The 16899-nt window shown below is 60.4% G+C and carries 17 protein-coding genes; 7 read left to right on the top strand and 10 right to left on the bottom strand.

What is annotated here, in order from left to right; translation table 11 throughout:
- Nucleotides 1-49: 49 nt before the first annotated feature.
- Nucleotides 50-2233 (top strand): YccS family putative transporter, encoded by a 2184-nt coding sequence (gene yccS / locus J3P92_RS02365; protein WP_434609096.1) that lies wholly within the window; start codon nucleotides 50-52, stop codon nucleotides 2231-2233.
- 67 nt (nucleotides 2234-2300) lie between these two features.
- On the opposite strand, the gene J3P92_RS02360 is transcribed toward yccS, so the two are convergent.
- Nucleotides 2301-3038, bottom strand: a complete 738-nt coding sequence (locus J3P92_RS02360) for a substrate-binding periplasmic protein (RefSeq protein WP_434561875.1) — start codon at nucleotides 3036-3038, stop codon at nucleotides 2301-2303.
- 260 nt (nucleotides 3039-3298) lie between these two features.
- On the opposite strand from J3P92_RS02360, the gene J3P92_RS02355 reads away from it, so the two are divergent.
- Nucleotides 3299-3751, top strand: coding sequence for a GNAT family N-acetyltransferase (locus J3P92_RS02355; protein ID WP_434609094.1), 453 nt, complete (start codon nucleotides 3299-3301; stop codon nucleotides 3749-3751).
- 99 nt (nucleotides 3752-3850) lie between these two features.
- Here J3P92_RS02355 and J3P92_RS02350 read toward each other — a convergent pair whose 3' ends face one another.
- Genes J3P92_RS02350 through J3P92_RS02340 form a run of 3 tightly spaced genes read right to left on the bottom strand, consistent with a single transcriptional unit; the run spans nucleotide 3851 to nucleotide 6820 of the window.
- Nucleotides 3851-4147 carry a winged helix-turn-helix domain-containing protein gene (locus J3P92_RS02350; RefSeq protein WP_420764972.1) on the bottom strand — a complete coding sequence of 99 codons (297 nt, stop codon included), beginning with the start codon at nucleotides 4145-4147 and terminating at the stop codon, nucleotides 3851-3853.
- 3 nt (nucleotides 4148-4150) lie between these two features.
- Nucleotides 4151-4654 carry a M48 metallopeptidase family protein gene (locus J3P92_RS02345; protein WP_434649799.1) on the bottom strand — a complete coding sequence of 168 codons (504 nt, stop codon included), beginning with the start codon at nucleotides 4652-4654 and terminating at the stop codon, nucleotides 4151-4153.
- Nucleotides 4655-4696: 42 nt separating this feature from the next.
- Nucleotides 4697-6820: a putative bifunctional diguanylate cyclase/phosphodiesterase gene (locus J3P92_RS02340; protein ID WP_434649797.1), complete on the bottom strand. Its 2124-nt coding sequence runs from the start codon at nucleotides 6818-6820 to the stop codon at nucleotides 4697-4699.
- Between the two features lie 323 nt (nucleotides 6821-7143).
- On the opposite strand from J3P92_RS02340, the gene J3P92_RS02335 reads away from it, so the two are divergent.
- The 5 genes from J3P92_RS02335 to J3P92_RS02315 all read left to right on the top strand — a co-directional run bounded on the left by J3P92_RS02335 (nucleotide 7144) and on the right by J3P92_RS02315 (nucleotide 10334).
- Nucleotides 7144-7815: a polysaccharide lyase family 7 protein gene (locus J3P92_RS02335; protein ID WP_434561871.1), complete on the top strand. Its 672-nt coding sequence runs from the start codon at nucleotides 7144-7146 to the stop codon at nucleotides 7813-7815.
- A 334-nt stretch (nucleotides 7816-8149) separates the two neighbouring features.
- Nucleotides 8150-8818 carry a polysaccharide lyase family 7 protein gene (locus tag J3P92_RS02330; RefSeq protein WP_420764976.1) on the top strand — a complete coding sequence of 223 codons (669 nt, stop codon included), beginning with the start codon at nucleotides 8150-8152 and terminating at the stop codon, nucleotides 8816-8818.
- Nucleotides 8819-9278: 460 nt separating this feature from the next.
- Entirely contained in the window at nucleotides 9279-9563 is a 285-nt protein-coding gene (locus J3P92_RS02325) for a fructose-bisphosphate aldolase (RefSeq protein ID WP_434649795.1), read from the top strand.
- A 177-nt stretch (nucleotides 9564-9740) separates the two neighbouring features.
- Nucleotides 9741-10019: a ribbon-helix-helix domain-containing protein gene (locus J3P92_RS02320; RefSeq protein ID WP_420764978.1), complete on the top strand. Its 279-nt coding sequence runs from the start codon at nucleotides 9741-9743 to the stop codon at nucleotides 10017-10019.
- Nucleotides 10020-10334, top strand: coding sequence for a type II toxin-antitoxin system RelE/ParE family toxin (locus tag J3P92_RS02315; RefSeq protein WP_434561869.1), 315 nt, complete (start codon nucleotides 10020-10022; stop codon nucleotides 10332-10334).
- Nucleotides 10335-10440: 106 nt separating this feature from the next.
- Here the strand turns inward: J3P92_RS02315 and fba are convergent, their stop codons facing one another.
- The 6 genes from fba to tkt form a co-directional block, all read right to left on the bottom strand.
- Nucleotides 10441-11505 (bottom strand): class II fructose-bisphosphate aldolase, encoded by a 1065-nt coding sequence (fba, locus tag J3P92_RS02310; RefSeq protein WP_003177554.1) that lies wholly within the window; start codon nucleotides 11503-11505, stop codon nucleotides 10441-10443.
- 245 nt (nucleotides 11506-11750) lie between these two features.
- A complete protein-coding gene (locus tag J3P92_RS02305; RefSeq protein ID WP_434609082.1) occupies nucleotides 11751-12086 on the bottom strand; it encodes an MliC family protein in 336 nt (111 codons plus the stop codon).
- 56 nt (nucleotides 12087-12142) lie between these two features.
- The gene (locus J3P92_RS02300) at nucleotides 12143-12367 is read right to left on the bottom strand and encodes a hypothetical protein (RefSeq protein WP_420764981.1); all 225 of its coding nucleotides are present in this window, start codon (nucleotides 12365-12367) and stop codon (nucleotides 12143-12145) included.
- 31 nt (nucleotides 12368-12398) lie between these two features.
- The gene (locus tag J3P92_RS02295; RefSeq protein ID WP_434649793.1) at nucleotides 12399-13562 is read right to left on the bottom strand and encodes a phosphoglycerate kinase; all 1164 of its coding nucleotides are present in this window, start codon (nucleotides 13560-13562) and stop codon (nucleotides 12399-12401) included.
- Nucleotides 13563-13586: 24 nt separating this feature from the next.
- Nucleotides 13587-14642 carry an erythrose-4-phosphate dehydrogenase gene (epd, locus tag J3P92_RS02290; RefSeq protein ID WP_420764983.1) on the bottom strand — a complete coding sequence of 352 codons (1056 nt, stop codon included), beginning with the start codon at nucleotides 14640-14642 and terminating at the stop codon, nucleotides 13587-13589.
- Between the two features lie 167 nt (nucleotides 14643-14809).
- Nucleotides 14810-16807: a transketolase gene (gene tkt / locus J3P92_RS02285; protein WP_420764984.1), complete on the bottom strand. Its 1998-nt coding sequence runs from the start codon at nucleotides 16805-16807 to the stop codon at nucleotides 14810-14812.
- Nucleotides 16808-16899 lie beyond the last annotated feature (92 nt).

Raw genomic sequence — 16899 nt, 5'->3', positions numbered from 1 at the left:
TCATTACTGCCTCAATTTAGCGTCATTGCCCGTCAGGCCCTTGCACTTCATGTCATCGACCTCGTTTAGCCAGTCACTGCGTCGCCTTTGGGCGTTGGACAAGTTCAGTTATAGCGTGCGGGTGTTCATCGCCCTGACCGGCAGCATGGGGCTGTGCTGGTACCTGGACGAGATGGCGCTGCTGATTCCCCTGTTTTTGGGCATCATCGCCAGCGCCCTGGCCGAAACCGACGACAGCTGGCAAGGCCGCCTCAACGCACTCGCGGTGACGCTGGTGTGCTTCAGCGTCGCCGCGCTGTCGGTGGAATTGCTGTTCCCCTACCCCATCCTCTTCATCGTTGCCCTGGCCCTGGCGGCATTCGGCCTGACCATGCTCGGCGCCCTGGGCGAGCGGTATGGCGCCATTGCTTCGGCGACTCTGATCCTGTCGGTCTATACCATGATCGGCGTGGACCAACGCGGTGGCGCGGTCACGGATTTCTGGCATGAACCCTTGCTTCTGGTGGCGGGCGCCGCATGGTACGGCCTGCTCTCGGTGGTGTGGCACGCGCTGTTTTCGAACCAGCCGGTGCAGCAGAGCCTGGCGCGACTTTTCCGTGAACTGGGGCGTTACCTCAAGCTCAAGTCGTCGTTGCTCGAACCGGTCCGACAATTGGACGTCGAGGCACGACGCCTGGAACTGGCCCAGCAGAACGGCCGGGTGGTCGCTGCGCTCAACAGCGCGAAGGAAATCATCCTGCACCGCGTCGGCAATGGCCGGCCGGGCTCGAAAGTCAGCCGCTACCTGAAACTCTATTTCCTCGCCCAGGACATCCACGAACGCGCGAGCTCGTCCCACTACCCCTATAACGCCCTGGCCGAGGCCTTCTTCCACAGCGATGTGCTGTTCCGTTGCCAGCGTCTGCTGCGCCAGCAAGGCAAGGCCTGCCAGGCATTGGCCGAGTCGATCCAGCTACGCCAACCGTTCGTCTACGACGACAGCTTCGCCGAAGCCTTGAATGACCTGCATGCGTCCCTTGAACACCTGCGCATCCAGAGCAACCCGGCCTGGCGTGGCTTGCTGCGCTCGCTGCGGGCGCTGTCGGTGAACCTGGGCACGATGGACCGCCTGCTCAGTGATGCGAGCAACCCCGACGCCCTGGCCGATGCCTCCGACAGTAGCCTCCTCGACCGCTCGCCGCGCAACCTCAAGGACGTCTGGCTGCGCCTGCGCACACAGCTCACGCCCACTTCGCTGTTGTTTCGTCACGCCCTGCGCTTGCCCCTGGCCCTGAGCGTCGGCTACGCCATGGTGCATCTGATCCACCCTTCCCAGGGCTACTGGATCATCCTCACCACGTTGTTCGTCTGCCAACCCAATTACGGTGCCACCCGGCGCAAGCTCGGCCAGCGGATCATCGGCACCGCCATCGGCCTGACGGTGGCCTGGGCGCTGTTCGACCTGTTTCCCAACCCGCTGGTGCAATCGTGCTTCGCCATCGTCGCCGGAGTAGTGTTCTTCACCAACCGCACCACCCGCTACACCCTGGCCACCGCCGCCATCACGATCATGGTGCTGTTCTGCTTCAACCAGGTCGGGGACGGCTATGGACTGCTTCTGCCACGGTTGTTCGATACCCTGCTGGGCAGCCTGATCGCCGGGCTGGCGGTTTTCCTGTTCCTGCCCGACTGGCAAGGGCGGCGGCTGAACAAAGTCCTCGCCAACACGCTGACCTGCAACAGCATCTATCTGCGCCAGATCATGCAGCAATACGCGGCCGGCAAGCGCGACGACCTGGCCTATCGCCTGGCCCGACGCAACGCCCATAACGCCGACGCCGCGCTGTCCACGACGCTGGCGAACATGCTGATGGAGCCCGGGCACTTCCGTAAGGAAGCCGATGTCGGGTTCCGCTTCCTGGTGCTCTCCCATACCCTGCTCAGCTACCTGTCGGGCCTGGGCGCACACCGGGGCACGGAATTGCCCACGGACGTGCGCGAGTACCTGATCGACGGCGCGGGGGTGAAACTGGCCACCAGCATCGACGAAATCGCCCAAGGCCTGGCGAGCAAGCAGCCGATTGCAATCCAGAGCGACGAGGAAGAAACCCTCGCCAGCGAGCTTGAGCAGATGCCCGATGAAATCGACGAAGGCCAGCGCCTGGTGCAGACGCAACTGGCATTGATCTGCCGCCAGCTGGGGCCGTTGCGCACATTGGCGGCGCATTTGATCAAGGACACCAGTGAGGCTTGAGTGTTGCGGTGGCCAAACCAGCCCCTTCGCGAGCCTGCTCGCGAAGGAGATCAGCCACGCTGCGGTCTCACATCCCGTGCGCCTTCAATAGCCGCTGATAACTCCCATCGGCCTTCATCGCCGCAATCTCGCGATCGAAACCGGCCACGATCCGCTCATGCTCGGGGGTCTTCAGGCTGACCAGGATGTGCAGGCTGTTCTCGCTCAGGGGCTTGGGCAGGAATTCCACGGCATTGCGCACCTTGGGGGATTCTCGAGCCAGGTAGTAACGGGCGACGTATTCGTCTTCCAGGGTCAGCTTCACCCGGTCGGCGGCCACCATGCGCACGGCCATCGCGAAGTTATGCACAGGGACCTTCTGCATCTGCCCGTCCTCGTCGAACGCCTTGGCATAGGCGTAGCCGCGCACCACGGCGACAGGAAAAGCGTAAAGCTGTTGCAGATTGTCGAATTCGATGGCCGCGTCCTTGCGCTTGATGAAGCGCACGCGATTGAGCAGGTATTCGGCCGAAAACTGGCCCACATGGGTGCGCTCTTCGGCATACCAGGCGTTGATCAACACGTCGTAGCGCCCTTCACTGATACCCAGCATCGCCCGGGCCCAGGGCACCTGCTCGAAGTCGCTGGCATAACCGGCCCGTGCCAGTGCAGTGGTGACGATATCGGTGGCCAAGCCGCCATTGATCAACGTCGAATCGGTGAAGGGCGGCCAGGCATCCGCGACCAGGCGCAACTTCTGCGCGCAGGCGTGGTGGCTCAGCAACAGCAGTCCGACCAAAGCAAGAGCTCGATGCAATCGCGGCATGCCAAACATCCTTGACGGGTTCAAAGCCCGGTTTGTTTTTAGCCGAAACTCAAGGGAAGTCCTGAGACATCCGGTCCTAACGTTAGCTCATCGAAACCGCTGCGCAGTGCTCGAATAAAGATTACACAAAGAAGACGGGACCGCGACACATCCATGATGGCATTTTGGCCTTTATCACAGTTTTTTCGTCTGATCGCAGAAGAGACTTCCGACGCAAGGGCGCCTAATATCGGCATCAGGTTCTCAAGGAAATTCAAAAAATGGATATCGACTGGGTCTGCAAACATCACAACGACCTGAACAAGGAACAGCTGTACGCCATCCTAAAATTGCGCGCTGAGGTGTTCGTCGTAGAGCAGAACTGTGCCTATCCGGATGTCGACGGACTGGACCTTGAGGGCGACACGTGCCACCTGATGGCTTGGCGCGACAACCATCTGGTCGCCTACCTGCGCTTGCTCGATCCACATTCGCAAAACAGCGATGTGGTGATTGGTCGGGTGGTCATCGCGCCCGAAGCACGAGGCCAGGGGTTGGGACACGCGCTGATGGAACACGCCCTCAAGCAGGCGGAAAAACACTGGCCAGATACGTCGATTTCATTGTCGGCCCAGGCGCATCTGCAAGGTTATTACGGGCGATATGGGTTTGAGGCGGTGGGCGTGGAGTACCTGGAAGATGGGATTCCACATATCGGTATGCATCGTCCCTGAGGTCCGCTTCGCGAGCAGGCTCGCTTCCACCAAGGTTGCATTCAAATACGGGAGCGAGCTAGCTCCGGGCGGCGGTCCGACGATGGGGCCAGTAAAACTTCAGGGATACCCAAGCACCGCCTTGATCCGCTCGAGGTTCTGCTCGATCCACCGCCGATCAATCGCCCCCCAATCACGAATTCGATACTGCCCGGCATGGTTGCGCGCGCCTTGCTGCTGTTCGAACTCACAGATGATGTCCAGGTCCGCCAATGCCGCGACAGTATCCTGCGCGGTACGCCGTGGCATGCCGGTGGCCTCGGTGAGCGCGGGAATGTTGCTGGCCAGGTCGCTGTCGATCAGGTAAGCCACATACAGGCGACGATAGAAGCTGCTCTTGGTCTTGCTGACGTCCATCCACTATTCCTTGTCTTGTTGCAGGTCGCGCCAGGTCAGGTACACGCGCAAGTCGAATTCCAGCTGGTGGTAGCCCGGCAGCATGTGTTCGCAAAGGTTATAGAACGCCTTGTTGTGGTCCGACTCCTTGAAGTGGGCGAGCTCGTGAACCACGATCATCTTCAGAAACTCAGGCGCCGCGTCCTTGAACAACGAGGCAATGCGGATTTCCTTCTTGGCCTTGAGCTTGCCGCCCTGCACCCGCGAGACCGCCGTGTGCAGGCCGAGCGCGCGGTGGGTCAGGTCGAGACGGTTGTCGAACAGCACCTTGTCGATCGCCGGTGCGTTGCGCAGGTATTGCTGCTTGATTTGCAGCGCATAACCATACAACGCCTTGTCGCTCTGGATCGGATGGCGGCCGGGATAGCGCTGGTGCAGGTAGTCGCCCAGCCGATCCTGGGCAATCAATTGCTGCACCTGGGCTTGCAGGGCGGCGGGGTACACCTGGAGGTACTTGAGCGTGGTCATCGGCCGGCAACAAATCACAAAAAGGTTGCCAGTGTAGCGAATTCAGGCCTGCACCGCGCTCCAGTCGAAGGGCCGGGCAAAGGCATCGGTATCCTCGGCCATCAAGGGCCGGGCCACCAGGAAACCTTGTACATATTCACAACCGTGATCCCTGAGCCACTGGTACTGCGCCGCGGTTTCAACCCCCTCGGCGATCACCCGCAACCCCAGTTGACCGCACAGATCGATCACCGAGGCGGCCAACGCGGCGTCCCGTGGCGAGTCCGGCAAGCGGGCAATCAAATGCCGATCAAGCTTGAGGGTATCGAGCTCAAGATCGCGCAGATGCGCCAGCGAGCAAGGGCCCGAACCGAAATCGTCCAATGCCACCCGCACGCCCAGGTGACGCAGCAGCCGCAACTGTTTATGGGTCTCGTCGGGGTTGCGCATCAACGCATCTTCCGTCACTTCAACCTCCAGTTGCCGGGGCTTCAAGGCATGGCGCTCCAGCACCTGGCGTAATTCGGTGACCAGGTTCGGCATGCCGAACTGCGTACTGCTAAGGCTCACACCCAGCACCAGGTCATCCGCGAACATGCGTTCCCAGACTTTGCGCTGGGCCGCGCTGCGATGATAAATCCAGCTGCCCAGCCGGCTGATCAACCGTACCTCCTCAAGCAACGGCAGGAACAAGCCTGGCGGCACGTCGCCGACGCTCGGATGCTGCCAGCGCAACAGCGCTTCGAAGCCGCGAGTGCGCCCATCGCGAATGCTGACCTGCGGCTGATAGACCATGTTGAAATCACGGTTCTCGATTGCCGAACGCACGCTCTCTTCGAGCATGAGCCGTGAACGGGCTCGACCGTTCATTTCATGGTCGTAGAAACGGTATTGCTGGCGGCCGGCACGCTTGGCTTCGTACATGGCGATGTCGGAGGCGCGCAGCAAACCGTCGAGGTTGGAGCCGCAGTCCGGATAGGTCGCGATACCAATGCTCGCCCCCAGCGTCACGTCCATGCCGTCGATCTGCTGGCAGACCGAGACCCGCTCGATGAGCTTTTCGGCAATCTTCGCCGCCTGCTCAGGCAGTTCCAGATCCAGCAGCGCGGTGAATTCGTCGCCCCCCAGGCGCGCCAGGATGTCGAACGGACGCAGGCACGTCTTCAATTGCTCCGAGACCCAGCGCAGCACCCGGTCACCGGCATCGTGGCCCAGGGAATCGTTGACCCGCTTGAATCCATCCAGATCCAGGTACAGCAACACCCAGTTGCTTTCCAGCCGCTCGCTGCGCATCAGCAGGTTTTCCGCCGTCTGATAGAACCCCCTGCGGTTGAGCAGGCCGGTCAAGGGGTCGGTGACAGCCTGGAATTCGAGTTGCTGATGCAGATGACGAACCACCGACATGTCCTGAAGCGTGACCACCATCGCCCTCTGCTCCGCAGGCAATGGCGCGCAGGACAAGGCTACCGACACCTGCTGGCCAGGCGCGGTACGCAACACGGCATCGTGCAAGCGCCAGGTTTCGCCGCGCATGTAGGCGGTATGGATGTCGGAATCAAGCCATTCGGGAATGTGGGGTTTTTGCAGGAAATCGAGGAACGCCGAGCCCTGCAACCGGTCGGCGGTGGCGTTGAGCAAGCGGCAGGTGGAAGGGTTGGCGAACCGGATGCATCCGTTCTCATCCACCACGAGGATTCCCTCGGCGGCGTTGTCCAGCACCGAGGCATTGAAGGCCCGGGCAGCCTCGAGATCCTGGCTCAGACGCTGCAACGCGCGCCGGTTGCGCTGGTGCTCCAGCAAGGCATGCACCTTGGGCTTGAGGATCTGTGGATCGAATGGCTTGAACAGGTAATCCACCGCGCCACTGGCGTATCCCTTGATGACCGCGTCCTGGGATTGCTCATTGGCCGTCAGGAAGATGATGGGCGTAAGCCGCGTGCGCTGGCTGCCACGCATCAGGCGCGCCACTTCGAAGCCGTCCATGTCCGGCATCTGCACATCCAGCAGCACCAGGTCGATGTCGTGTTCCAGGAGCATGTTGAGCGCCTCGACACCAGAGGCGGCGGTCATCACCCGCCAATCCGGACGCTGCAACAACGCTCGCATGCTGAGCAGGTTTTCAGGGTAGTCATCAACGATCAAAAGGACGGAGCTGTCTTCGCCAAACGGGGGTTGCGCGCATTCCATGCTGCTTCTCTTATCGGGGCGCCATGTCCGTCTTATGGAACAAGGCGGACAACATACAGTGATCTCACTCTAGACCGGGATTTTGAAAAGCAGTAGGTGTCATCGCGCCATCATCCAGACAAAGCCCGAAATAGCCGACTAACGGTCACCCTCTCCAGGCACAGAAACTGCAATGACCTACTCGACGAACAATTGACGTCAAACATTCGCCGACCGGTCAACAACAAAAAGCCCCATCCAGCGTTTCGAGACGCTTCAAAGGGCGGTTTAAAGCCTCCCGACACGGCGTGCACCTTTTACATCAGATACGTAGGAACCTGGACATGATCGATCTCGCAACCTGGAACTTGAGCATCCCCGAAGGCAGCCCGGCGATGACCATCGACACCCCTCGCCTGGCCCAAGGGTTCAAGGACCAATATTTCAACGCCGAAACCGGCACCGTATTCTTTTGGGCGCCAGTGACCGGCACCAAAACGGCCAACGCGAGTTACCCGCGGAGCGAGCTGCGGGAAACCTTTCCCGACGGACGATTGCGCAACTGGCTCTACCCTGCGGCAGATAACACCTTACGCGCGACCGTGGCGGTCAACCAGGTGCCCAGCACCGGCAAGATCGTGATCGGCCAGATTCACACAAAGGACAGCAACAGCCCGATGGTGAAGCTGGAATACCAATACAAGACTAAAAGTTCGACCGGCAACATCGTCGCCAAAGTGCGCATGCGCCCGGATGACAAGGAGGGCCAGGTCATCACCGTCGCTACCGGTGTGACGCTCAACCGCAACTTTTCCTACATGATCCACCTGAGCCCCAAGGGCGCGTTGGGCATTTCCGCGGCGGGTTACAACTGGCGCACCACCGTTGACCCAAGCTGGAAAGTCAAACCGCTCTACTTCAAGGCAGGCGCGTACGTGCAAGACAACACCGGTTATGTCACTGAAGGCGGGAAAGTGACGTTCAGCAAGTTGGAAATCAAGCACACCACGCTTTGATCGCCGACCCGCTCCGCCGCCATTGCAGCAGGGACGCTGCGATGGGTTCCCGCCTTCATCCCTCGGTTTCAACAGGCCCATGATGTCTTCACGCAACAAGCGTCAAAAGGCCATCGTGTAATCGTTCCCTCGAAAATCCAATTTCTCGACCAGCGGTCCCTTCTCTCGGGCACAAAACCGCAAAACGCCACTCTGACGGTCTGCTGACGCCAACCCTTCGCCGGACGAACGTGCCAATTTTTCGTCCGCGCCTGCGTCTGGCCTCAGCAAAAGCGCGTCTTAGAGCCTCCGGCTGTGGCGTAAATCATTTCTTTTTCTCAGAAAGGATCCGAACATGGTCGATCTTGCAACCTGGAACCTGAGCATTCCCGAAGGCAGCCCGCCGAAAACCATCGAAACGCCGCGCCTGGTGGACGGGTTCAAGGATAAGTATTTCAATTCCCAAGGCAGCACGGTGTATTTCTGGTCGCCGGTGACGGGCTCCAAGACTGAAAATGCGATCTACCCGCGCAGTGAACTGCGCGAAACCTATAAAGACGGAAGGTTGCGCAATTGGGTCTACCCAGACGCCGACAACTTCCTGAGGGCAACGCTCGCCGTCAATCAAGTACCTAGCAGCGGCAAGATCGTCATCGGTCAGATCCATGCCAAGGACAGCAGCAAACCCATGGTCAAGCTGGAATACCAATACAAGGACGACAGCGACACCGGGAACATCGTCGCCAAGGTCCGCATGCGCCCCGATGACAGCGAAGGCAGGGTTATCACCGTCGCCACGGGGGTGAAGCTCAATCGGTCCTTCTCCTACCGGATTCACCTCGATCGTACCGGTGACCTGGGCATCACCGCGGCCGGCAACAGTTGGTACACCACCGTCGGCCGCGCCTGGCGCGACAAGCCGTTGTACTTCAAGGCCGGGGTATATGTGCAGGACAACTCGGGCTACACCAGCGAAGGCGGGAAGGTGACGTTCAGCGTGCTGGATATCGATCACAACACCTGAGTTTTCACGTCCTAAAATCTCGTAGGAATTTACACCATGTGGCGAGGGAGCTTGCTCCCGCTGGGCTGCGAAGCGGCCCCTTCTTTCCGCCAGCCCCATCTCATGCACCGGTTTTGCGGGGGCTGCGCCCCCGAGCGGGAGCAAGCTCCCTCGCCACAGGGGGCCGGTGCGTCCTACAGGGCCGATTTTGGCCTTGGGAATCTGCTCTATAGTTCGGTGGGTCTGCTGGCTTTGGTTGGTGGACAAGGGTTTCGCAGCCCGTGTGAGTTAGAATCACGACCGTCAGAAATCGACATAGGCACTCCTGTCTATGCTCGGCTTTTCATGGCGGCTGTGTGTGGGAGATCTTCGGGTCTGCCGGGTTTCTCTAACTCCTCGGTCTGCGAACCCGCACATGGCTGCCACCAAATTTGTTTCGCAGCGAACGGTGGCAAATACCTATTTGAGTTAGAGGTTTGTCATGAAAGCCGAACAATTGCCCACTCGCTTCACTCCGCTCACCCCGATCGCCACCACCCAGCCCGTCCTGTTCATCGATAAAACCGTCCCACTGACCGAGCTCCACGCCTGCGCCAGCGGACGCTTGCATGCCACGCTCGACTACCTGACGCTCATGGCCTGCGCCACCTTGCGCGACTCGGCTGCTGGCGACTTCAACACCCTAACGAACGTCGCCCGGATCCTCGACCAAGACGTGACGGACGTGTTCGGTGTCATTGAACAGCGCGGCCTCGAAGACCAATAGAGGTCCCCTGTGTGCGAGCCTGTTCGCGAATCGGCAAAGCAGTGATATCCACTGACACACCGCGAGCGCGAGCAAGCTCACCTAATCCGCAGGCAAAGTCATCGGACGATAGGAGGTCATGTGCATATTCTTTTGAGCAGAGTAGGATTAAATCCCATCTTACCCAGGAGGCTCATCATGCGTAGCACTCAACAGTTCAGCATCACGCTGCCTAACCAGATGGCTGACGTAGTGAAAGCCAAGGTGGCTGCCGGTGAGTACGCCACTGAAAGCGAAGTCATTCGGGATGGCCTCCGAGCACTGCTAGCTCGTGATCGTGCGTTGGAAAACTGGCTCGTAGGCCAAGTGGCCCCAGCTTATGACGCGTTGAAAACCGATCCCTCGCGAGCATTGAACGTGGACCAGGTGCGCTCCCGATTGGCGGCAGAGCACGAAAATTCCACTGTGAAACCGTGAATGGCTTACACCGTCGAGTTTGCACCGGAAGCCCTTGAGCAATTAGCTGCCCTCTACCGCTACATTGCCACAGCGGCTTCGCCGGAAATGGCCCGTCGGTATACCGACGCCATCGTGACCTACTGTGAAGAACTACAGACGTTCCCGCACCGAGGGAACCAAAGGCACGAGATACGCCCGGGTTTGCGTATCACAAACTACCGTAAACGGACCGTGATCGCCTTTGCTGTTGAAGCCGAGCTGGTTTCCATTCTGGGCGTGTTTTATGGCGGACAAGACTTTGAGGGCGCTTTGCAGAGTGGACTGGACGATTAAAACCAGCTCACTCTCGAAGCGGCCAACCCAAGCACCGGCTATACACACAAATCCGCCCCATTAAAAAACCCGCATCACTGCGGGTTTTTCTCACAACGTTGAAGCCTCAGTTGACCTTAGCGTTCAACTCACCCTTCAAATACCGCTGATACATGGCTTCCAACGAGATCGGCTTAATCTTCGAAGCATTACCCGCAGTACCAAACGCCTCATAACGCGCGATACACACATCCCGCATAGCGGTCACGGTCGCGCCAAAGAATTTACGCGGGTCGAACTCGCTCGGATTGGTCGCCATCAACCGACGCATGGCACCGGTAGAAGCCAGGCGCAAATCGGTATCGATGTTGACCTTGCGCACGCCGTACTTGATGCCTTCGACGATTTCTTCAACCGGCACGCCGTAGGTTTCCTTGATGTCGCCGCCGTACTGGTTGATGATCGCCAGCCACTCTTGCGGTACCGAGGACGAGCCGTGCATCACCAGGTGGGTGTTGGGGATGCGCTTGTGGATTTCCTTGATGCGGTCGATCGCCAGTACATCGCCGGTAGGCGGCTTGGTGAACTTGTAGGCGCCGTGGCTGGTGCCGATGGCGATGGCCAGGGCATCGACCTGGGTTTTCTTGACGAAGTCCGCGGCTTCTTCCGGGTCGGTCAGCATCTGGCTGTGATCCAGCACGCCTTCGGCGCCGATGCCGTCTTCTTCGCCGGCCATGCCGGTTTCCAGCGAGCCCAGGCAACCCAGTTCGCCTTCCACCGAAACGCCGCAGGCGTGAGCCATGGCGACGGTCTGCTGGGTGACCCGCACGTTGTATTCGTAGTCGGTCGGGGTCTTGCCGTCTTCGCCGAGGGAGCCGTCCATCATCACCGAGCTGAAGCCCAGTTGGATGGAGCGCTGGCAGACGTCAGGGCTGGTGCCGTGGTCCTGGTGCATGCACACCGGGATGTGCGGGAATTCTTCGATCGCTGCCAGGATCAGGTGGCGCAGGAACGGCGCGCCGGCGTATTTGCGGGCACCGGCCGAGGCCTGGACGATTACCGGGGAGTCAGTCTTGTCAGCGGCTTCCATGATGGCGCGCATCTGCTCAAGGTTGTTGACGTTAAAGGCTGGGACGCCGTAGCCGAACTCGGCTGCGTGGTCCAGCATCTGACGCATGCTGATAAGTGCCATTGTGTGTATCTCTCCCGGTCGAGGGTCGTTAATCGTGCCAGCCTGCCGGAGCGGCGGCGGCTATTCAAGTCATTGCGGATCGGGGGTTGACCCGATCTGCGTGTCCAATGAAACAAAATCTCACTACAAACAAGAAACCCTGTGGGAGCGAGCCTGCTCGCGATGAGGGCCTAGCAGTCAACATCTCTGTTGCCTGAGGCATCGCTTTCGCGAGCATCCTCGCTCCCACATTGGGTTTCGGCAGATCAGTCAGCCTTGCAGCCACGCCCAATCAAGTCATTGGTGGCGACCCAATACGCCAGGCCTTCCTCACCCTTGACGTGCAGCGCCAGCATGTCATCGCTGTACAGCGATCCTTCAGCGCCCGGCTCAAGCTTGAGACGGTAGACCTTGTCTGCGCCGCCCAGGCGAACATCCACTTCCTTGCGCGTTGCATCGGTATAACGCCAGAGCACCTTGGCCCCGCTATCACATGTCCAACTCGTCCAGCCTTCTGCAACGGGCTCGGACGATTGTAGAAAACCCAGTTGCGAGCAACCGGCCAACAATGCCAACGCCACAACGGCGACAAAGCCTTTCATCCGTGTTCCTCGGCTGACGGCCGAGCCGCCCGCCATGAGCTAATGAGTCTGACCCGTCAAGGGCAACCATGTTCCTTGACCGGCGCTTGCGTCTCGTATTTATCCAGGCCGTCCGGTCCTGAGCGCTTGTTCAGCACCGGATTGGTCTCGGCCTGCCAGTCAGCCTGGTAACAGCCTTTTTCGGGCGCCGGCACCGTATTATCTGGCGCCGTGCCTTGCGGGCTGCTGGAACAGGCTACCAGCAACGTCGCGGCCATCAGCGCCATGAACGTCTTGACCATCGGAACACTCCTTTGCCTGGTCAACGTCGCCTCAGGCCTTGGCCCGGCTTTCCAGGACTTCCACGGCAGGCAGCACTTTGCCCTCGACGAATTCGAGGAACGCGCCACCGCCGGTAGAAATGTAGGAGATCTGCTCGGCGACGCCATATTTATCGATGGCGGCCAGGGTGTCGCCGCCGCCCGCGATGGAAAACGCAGCGCTTTCGGCAATGGCCTGGGCCAGTACCTTGGTGCCGTTGCCGAACTGATCGAATTCGAATACGCCAACCGGGCCGTTCCACAGGATGGTCTGGGAGGATTTCAGCAGTTCGGCGAAATTGGCTGCGGTTTCCGGGCCAATGTCGAGGATCATGTCGTCTTCGGCCACATCAGCGATCAGCTTCACCGTCGCGGCGGCGCTCTCGGCGAACTCCTTGGCGACCACCACGTCCACCGGCAGCGGCACGCTGACCTTGGCGGCGATTTCACGGGCGGTTTCCAGCAGGTCCGGCTCGTACAGCGACTTGCCGACGGGATGTCCAGCGGCGGCGAGGAAGGTGTTGGCAATGCCGCCACCGACGATCAATTGGTTGCAGACCTGGCTCAGGCTGTTGAGTACATCCAGCTTGGTCGACACCTTGGAGCCAGCAACGATAGCGGCCATCGGTTGAGCTGGAGAGCCCAGGGCCTTGCCCAGCGCATCAAGCTCGGCAGCCAGCAACGGGCCAGCAGCGGCGACCTTGGCGAATTTCGCCACGCCGTGGGTCGAGCCCTCGGCGCGGTGCGCGGTGCCGAAGGCGTCCATCACGAATACGTCGCACAGGGCGGCATATTGCTGGGCCAGCTCATCGGCGTTCTTTTTCTCGCCTTTGTTGAAGCGCACGTTTTCGAACAACACGACGTCGCCAGCCTTGACGTCGACACCACCCAGGTAATCAGCCACCAGGGGCACGTCACGGCCCAGGGCCTTGCTCAGGTAGTCGGCGACAGGCTTGAGGCTGTTTTCCGCCGAGAACTCGCCTTCGGTCGGACGGCCCAGGTGCGAGCAGACCATCACCGCAGCGCCTTTTTCCAGGGCCAGCTTGATGGTCGGCAGCGAGGCCAGGATGCGCGCGTCGCTGGTGACGACACCGTCCTTGACGGGGACGTTGAGGTCTTCGCGGATCAGTACGCGCTTACCTTGCAGATCGAGGTCGGACATCTTCAACACGGTCATGGGTCGCAATTCCTGGGTAACTGTTTAGAGAGCAGGTTTATTGGAAGCTGTTTGCAGGTAGTGCTCGGCAACGTCCAGCATTCGATTGGCAAAACCCCATTCGTTGTCGAACCACGCCAGGATGTTCACAAGCCTCGGCCCGGAAACACGTGTCTGGCTGGCATCGACGATGGCCGAATGCGGGTCGTGGTTAAAATCACAGCTGGCATGAGGCAACTCGGTATAGGCCAGAAGGCCTTTGAGCGGGCCGCGGGTGGCGGCTTCGCGCAGGATCCGGTTGACCTCGGTGGCGTCGGTATCGCTCACGGTCTGCATCGTGATGTCGAGGCAGGACACGTTGACCGTCGGCACCCGCACGGCTTTGGCCTGAATTCGTCCGGCAAGTTCCGGCAACAGCCGTTCGATGCCGCGCGCCAGACCAGTGGACACGGGGATCACCGACTGGAAGGCCGAGCGGGTACGGCGCAGGTCCTCGTGGTGATAGGCGTCGATCACCGGCTGATCGTTCATTGCCGAGTGGATCGTAGTGATGGACACGTATTCCAGGCCAATGGCCTGGTCCAGCAGGCGCAACAGCGGCACGCCGCAGTTGGTGGTGCATGAGGCGTTGGACACCAGCAACTCTTCGCCGGTCAGGCAATCCTGGTTGACACCAAAGACGATGGTGGCGTCGACGTCCGCCTCGCTGGCCATCGGCTGAGAAAACAGCACCCTTGGCGCGCCCGCAGCGATGAAACGCTGGCCATCGTCGCGAGTGTTGTAGGCGCCGGAGCATTCAAGCACCAGGTCGACACCCAGGGACGCCCAATCGATGCCTTCGGGGGTGGCACTGCGCAGGACCTTCACGCAATCGCCATTGATATGCAGACAGTCGCCCTCGACCCGCACTTCGCCGGGGAACCGGCCATGGGTGGAGTCAAAGCGTGTCAGGTATTCGATGCTGGCCATGTCGGCCAGATCGTTGATGGCCACGATCTCGAACCCAGCCTTCGCCCCTCGCTCGAACAACGCACGCAAGACGCAACGACCAATGCGGCCGTAGCCGTTGAGTGCAACTTTGTAGGGACGCGGTTGGGGCATGGGGTTCTCTGACCTGTGAGTCCAAAGGCTGCGTCGTCGGAACCACCGCTATCGTCGGATCGCCGCCCGGAGCGAGCTCGCTCCCACAGGGTCGGTGGAGATCCTTGTGGGAGCGAGCTTGCTCCGGGCGGCGATCCGACGATGGCAGAACAGACAACTTATGTGGATCAGTCTTCCAGCAGCTCTTCAGCCTGCCCCAGGATATTGTCCAGGGTGAAGCCGAATTCCTCGAACAGCGCCGAGGCAGGCGCCGATTCGCCATAGGTGGTCATGCCGATCACGCGACCTTCCAGGCCCACGTACTTGTACCAGTAATCGGCGTGAGCGGCTTCGATGGCAATCCGCGCGCTGACTTGCAGTGGCAACACCGCTTGCTTGTAGCCGGCGTCCTGGGCATCGAACACGCTGGTGCATGGCATGGAAACCACGCGCACGTTGCGGCCCTGCTCGGTCAGCTTGTCGTAGGCCTGGACGGCCAGGCCAACTTCCGAACCGGTGGCGATCAGGATCAGCTCAGGCTCGCCGATACAGTCCTTGAGCACATAGCCGCCACGGCTGATATCGCCGATCTGGCCGGCATCGCGGACCTGGTGTTGCAGGTTCTGGCGAGAGAAGATCAACGCCGACGGGCCGTCGTTGCGCTCGATGGCGTGTTTCCAGGCCACGGCCGACTCCACGGCGTCGCATGGGCGCCAGGTGTCCAGGTTCGGCGTGCAGCGCAGGCTCGCCAGTTGCTCGATCGGCTGGTGGGTCGGGCCGTCTTCGCCCAGGCCGATGGAGTCGTGGGTGAACACATACAGCACCCGCTTTTTCATCAGTGCCGACATGCGCACGGCGTTGCGAGCGTATTCCATGAACATCAGGAAAGTCGCGCCGTAGGGCACCAGACCACCATGCAGGGCAACGCCGTTCATGATCGCGCTCATGCCGAATTCACGAACGCCGTAGTACATGTAGTTGCCGCTGGCGTCTTCAGCCGTCACGCCTTTGCAGCCTTTCCACAGGGTCAGGTTGGAACCAGCCAGGTCGGCCGAACCGCCCAGCAACTCCGGCAACAGCGGGCCGAAGGCATTCAGGGTGTTCTGGCTGGCCTTGCGGCTGGCGACGGTTTCGCCCTTGGCCGCGATTTCGGCGATGTACGCCGAAGCTTTTTCGGCGAAATCGGCCGGCAGCTCGCCGCTGAGGCGACGCACCAGTTCGTTGGCGAGTTCAGGGAATTCGGCGGAATAGGCCGCAAAACGCTGGTCCCACTCGGCTTCGGCCGCGCGGCCTTTTTCCTTGGCGTCCCATTCGGCATAGATGTCGGCCGGGATTTCGAACGGGCCGTGTTCCCACTTCAGCGCGGCACGGGTCAAGGCGATTTCCTCGGCACCCAATGGCGCGCCGTGGCAATCTTCCTTGCCCTGCTTGTTCGGCGAACCGAAACCGATGGTGGTCTTGCAGCAGATCAGGGTTGGCTGAGCGCTCTTGCGGGCCGTCTCGATGGCGATCTTGATTTCTTCCGGGTCGTGACCGTCGACGTTACGGATCACCAACCAGTTGTAGGCTTCGAAACGCTTGGGCGTGTCATCGGTGAACCAGCCTTCGACTTCGCCGTCGATGGAGATGCCGTTGTCATCGTAGAAAGCGATCAGCTTGTCCAGGCCGAGAGTGCCAGCCAGGGAAGCGACTTCGTGGGAAATGCCTTCCATCATGCAGCCATCACCCAGGAATACGTAGGTGTGATGGTCGACGACGTTGTGGCCGGGACGGTTGAACTGCGCCGCCAGGACTTTTTCCGCCAGGGCGAAGCCCACGGCGTTGGCCAGGCCTTGGCCCAGTGGACCGGTGGTGGTTTCCACGCCTGGCGTGTAGCCGTATTCCGGGTGGCCCGGGGTGCGGCTGTGCAGTTGGCGGAAGTTCTTCAGGTCATCGATCGACAGGTCATAACCGGTCAGGTGCAGCAACGAGTAAATCAACATCGAGCCGTGGCCGTTGGACAGCACGAAGCGGTCACGGTCAGCGAACGATGGGTTGCTCGGGCTGTGCTTGAGGTAATCGCGCCAAAGCACCTCGGCGATATCCGCCATACCCATGGGGGCGCCGGGATGGCCGCTGTTGGCTTTTTGCACGGCATCCATGCTGAGGGCACGAATGGCATTGGCACGCTCACGACGGCTGGGCATCGCTGATCTCCTGGGTTTTGAATAACGAAAAGGCGAGCATTTTCCCTCACCCACCCGCCCCGGGGCAATCAGATACTCGTCCAAAGGCGATA

This window comes from Pseudomonas sp. D3-27, from assembly GCF_051132165.1.
GTDB lineage: Bacteria > Pseudomonadota > Gammaproteobacteria > Pseudomonadales > Pseudomonadaceae > Aquipseudomonas.
This window is presented reverse-complemented; position numbering and strand designations above follow the sequence as displayed.

Excerpts from the sequence above, each read along its gene's own strand:
- yccS (WP_434609096.1), top strand. The coding sequence starts at position 50 with ATGTCATCGACCTCGTTTAGCCAGTCACTGCGTCGCCTTTGGGCGTTG.
- J3P92_RS02360 (WP_434561875.1), bottom strand. The coding sequence starts at position 3,038 with ATGCCGCGATTGCATCGAGCTCTTGCTTTGGTCGGACTGCTGTTGCTG.
- J3P92_RS02355 (WP_434609094.1), top strand. The coding sequence starts at position 3,299 with ATGGATATCGACTGGGTCTGCAAACATCACAACGACCTGAACAAGGAA.
- J3P92_RS02350 (WP_420764972.1), bottom strand. The coding sequence starts at position 4,147 with ATGGACGTCAGCAAGACCAAGAGCAGCTTCTATCGTCGCCTGTATGTG.
- J3P92_RS02345 (WP_434649799.1), bottom strand. The coding sequence starts at position 4,654 with ATGACCACGCTCAAGTACCTCCAGGTGTACCCCGCCGCCCTGCAAGCC.
- J3P92_RS02340 (WP_434649797.1), bottom strand. The coding sequence starts at position 6,820 with ATGGAATGCGCGCAACCCCCGTTTGGCGAAGACAGCTCCGTCCTTTTG.
- J3P92_RS02335 (WP_434561871.1), top strand. The coding sequence starts at position 7,144 with ATGATCGATCTCGCAACCTGGAACTTGAGCATCCCCGAAGGCAGCCCG.
- J3P92_RS02330 (WP_420764976.1), top strand. The coding sequence starts at position 8,150 with ATGGTCGATCTTGCAACCTGGAACCTGAGCATTCCCGAAGGCAGCCCG.
- J3P92_RS02325 (WP_434649795.1), top strand. The coding sequence starts at position 9,279 with ATGAAAGCCGAACAATTGCCCACTCGCTTCACTCCGCTCACCCCGATC.
- J3P92_RS02320 (WP_420764978.1), top strand. The coding sequence starts at position 9,741 with ATGCGTAGCACTCAACAGTTCAGCATCACGCTGCCTAACCAGATGGCT.
- J3P92_RS02315 (WP_434561869.1), top strand. The coding sequence starts at position 10,020 with ATGGCTTACACCGTCGAGTTTGCACCGGAAGCCCTTGAGCAATTAGCT.
- fba (WP_003177554.1), bottom strand. The coding sequence starts at position 11,505 with ATGGCACTTATCAGCATGCGTCAGATGCTGGACCACGCAGCCGAGTTC.
- J3P92_RS02305 (WP_434609082.1), bottom strand. The coding sequence starts at position 12,086 with ATGAAAGGCTTTGTCGCCGTTGTGGCGTTGGCATTGTTGGCCGGTTGC.
- J3P92_RS02300 (WP_420764981.1), bottom strand. The coding sequence starts at position 12,367 with ATGGTCAAGACGTTCATGGCGCTGATGGCCGCGACGTTGCTGGTAGCC.
- J3P92_RS02295 (WP_434649793.1), bottom strand. The coding sequence starts at position 13,562 with ATGACCGTGTTGAAGATGTCCGACCTCGATCTGCAAGGTAAGCGCGTA.
- epd (WP_420764983.1), bottom strand. The coding sequence starts at position 14,642 with ATGCCCCAACCGCGTCCCTACAAAGTTGCACTCAACGGCTACGGCCGC.
- tkt (WP_420764984.1), bottom strand. The coding sequence starts at position 16,807 with ATGCCCAGCCGTCGTGAGCGTGCCAATGCCATTCGTGCCCTCAGCATG.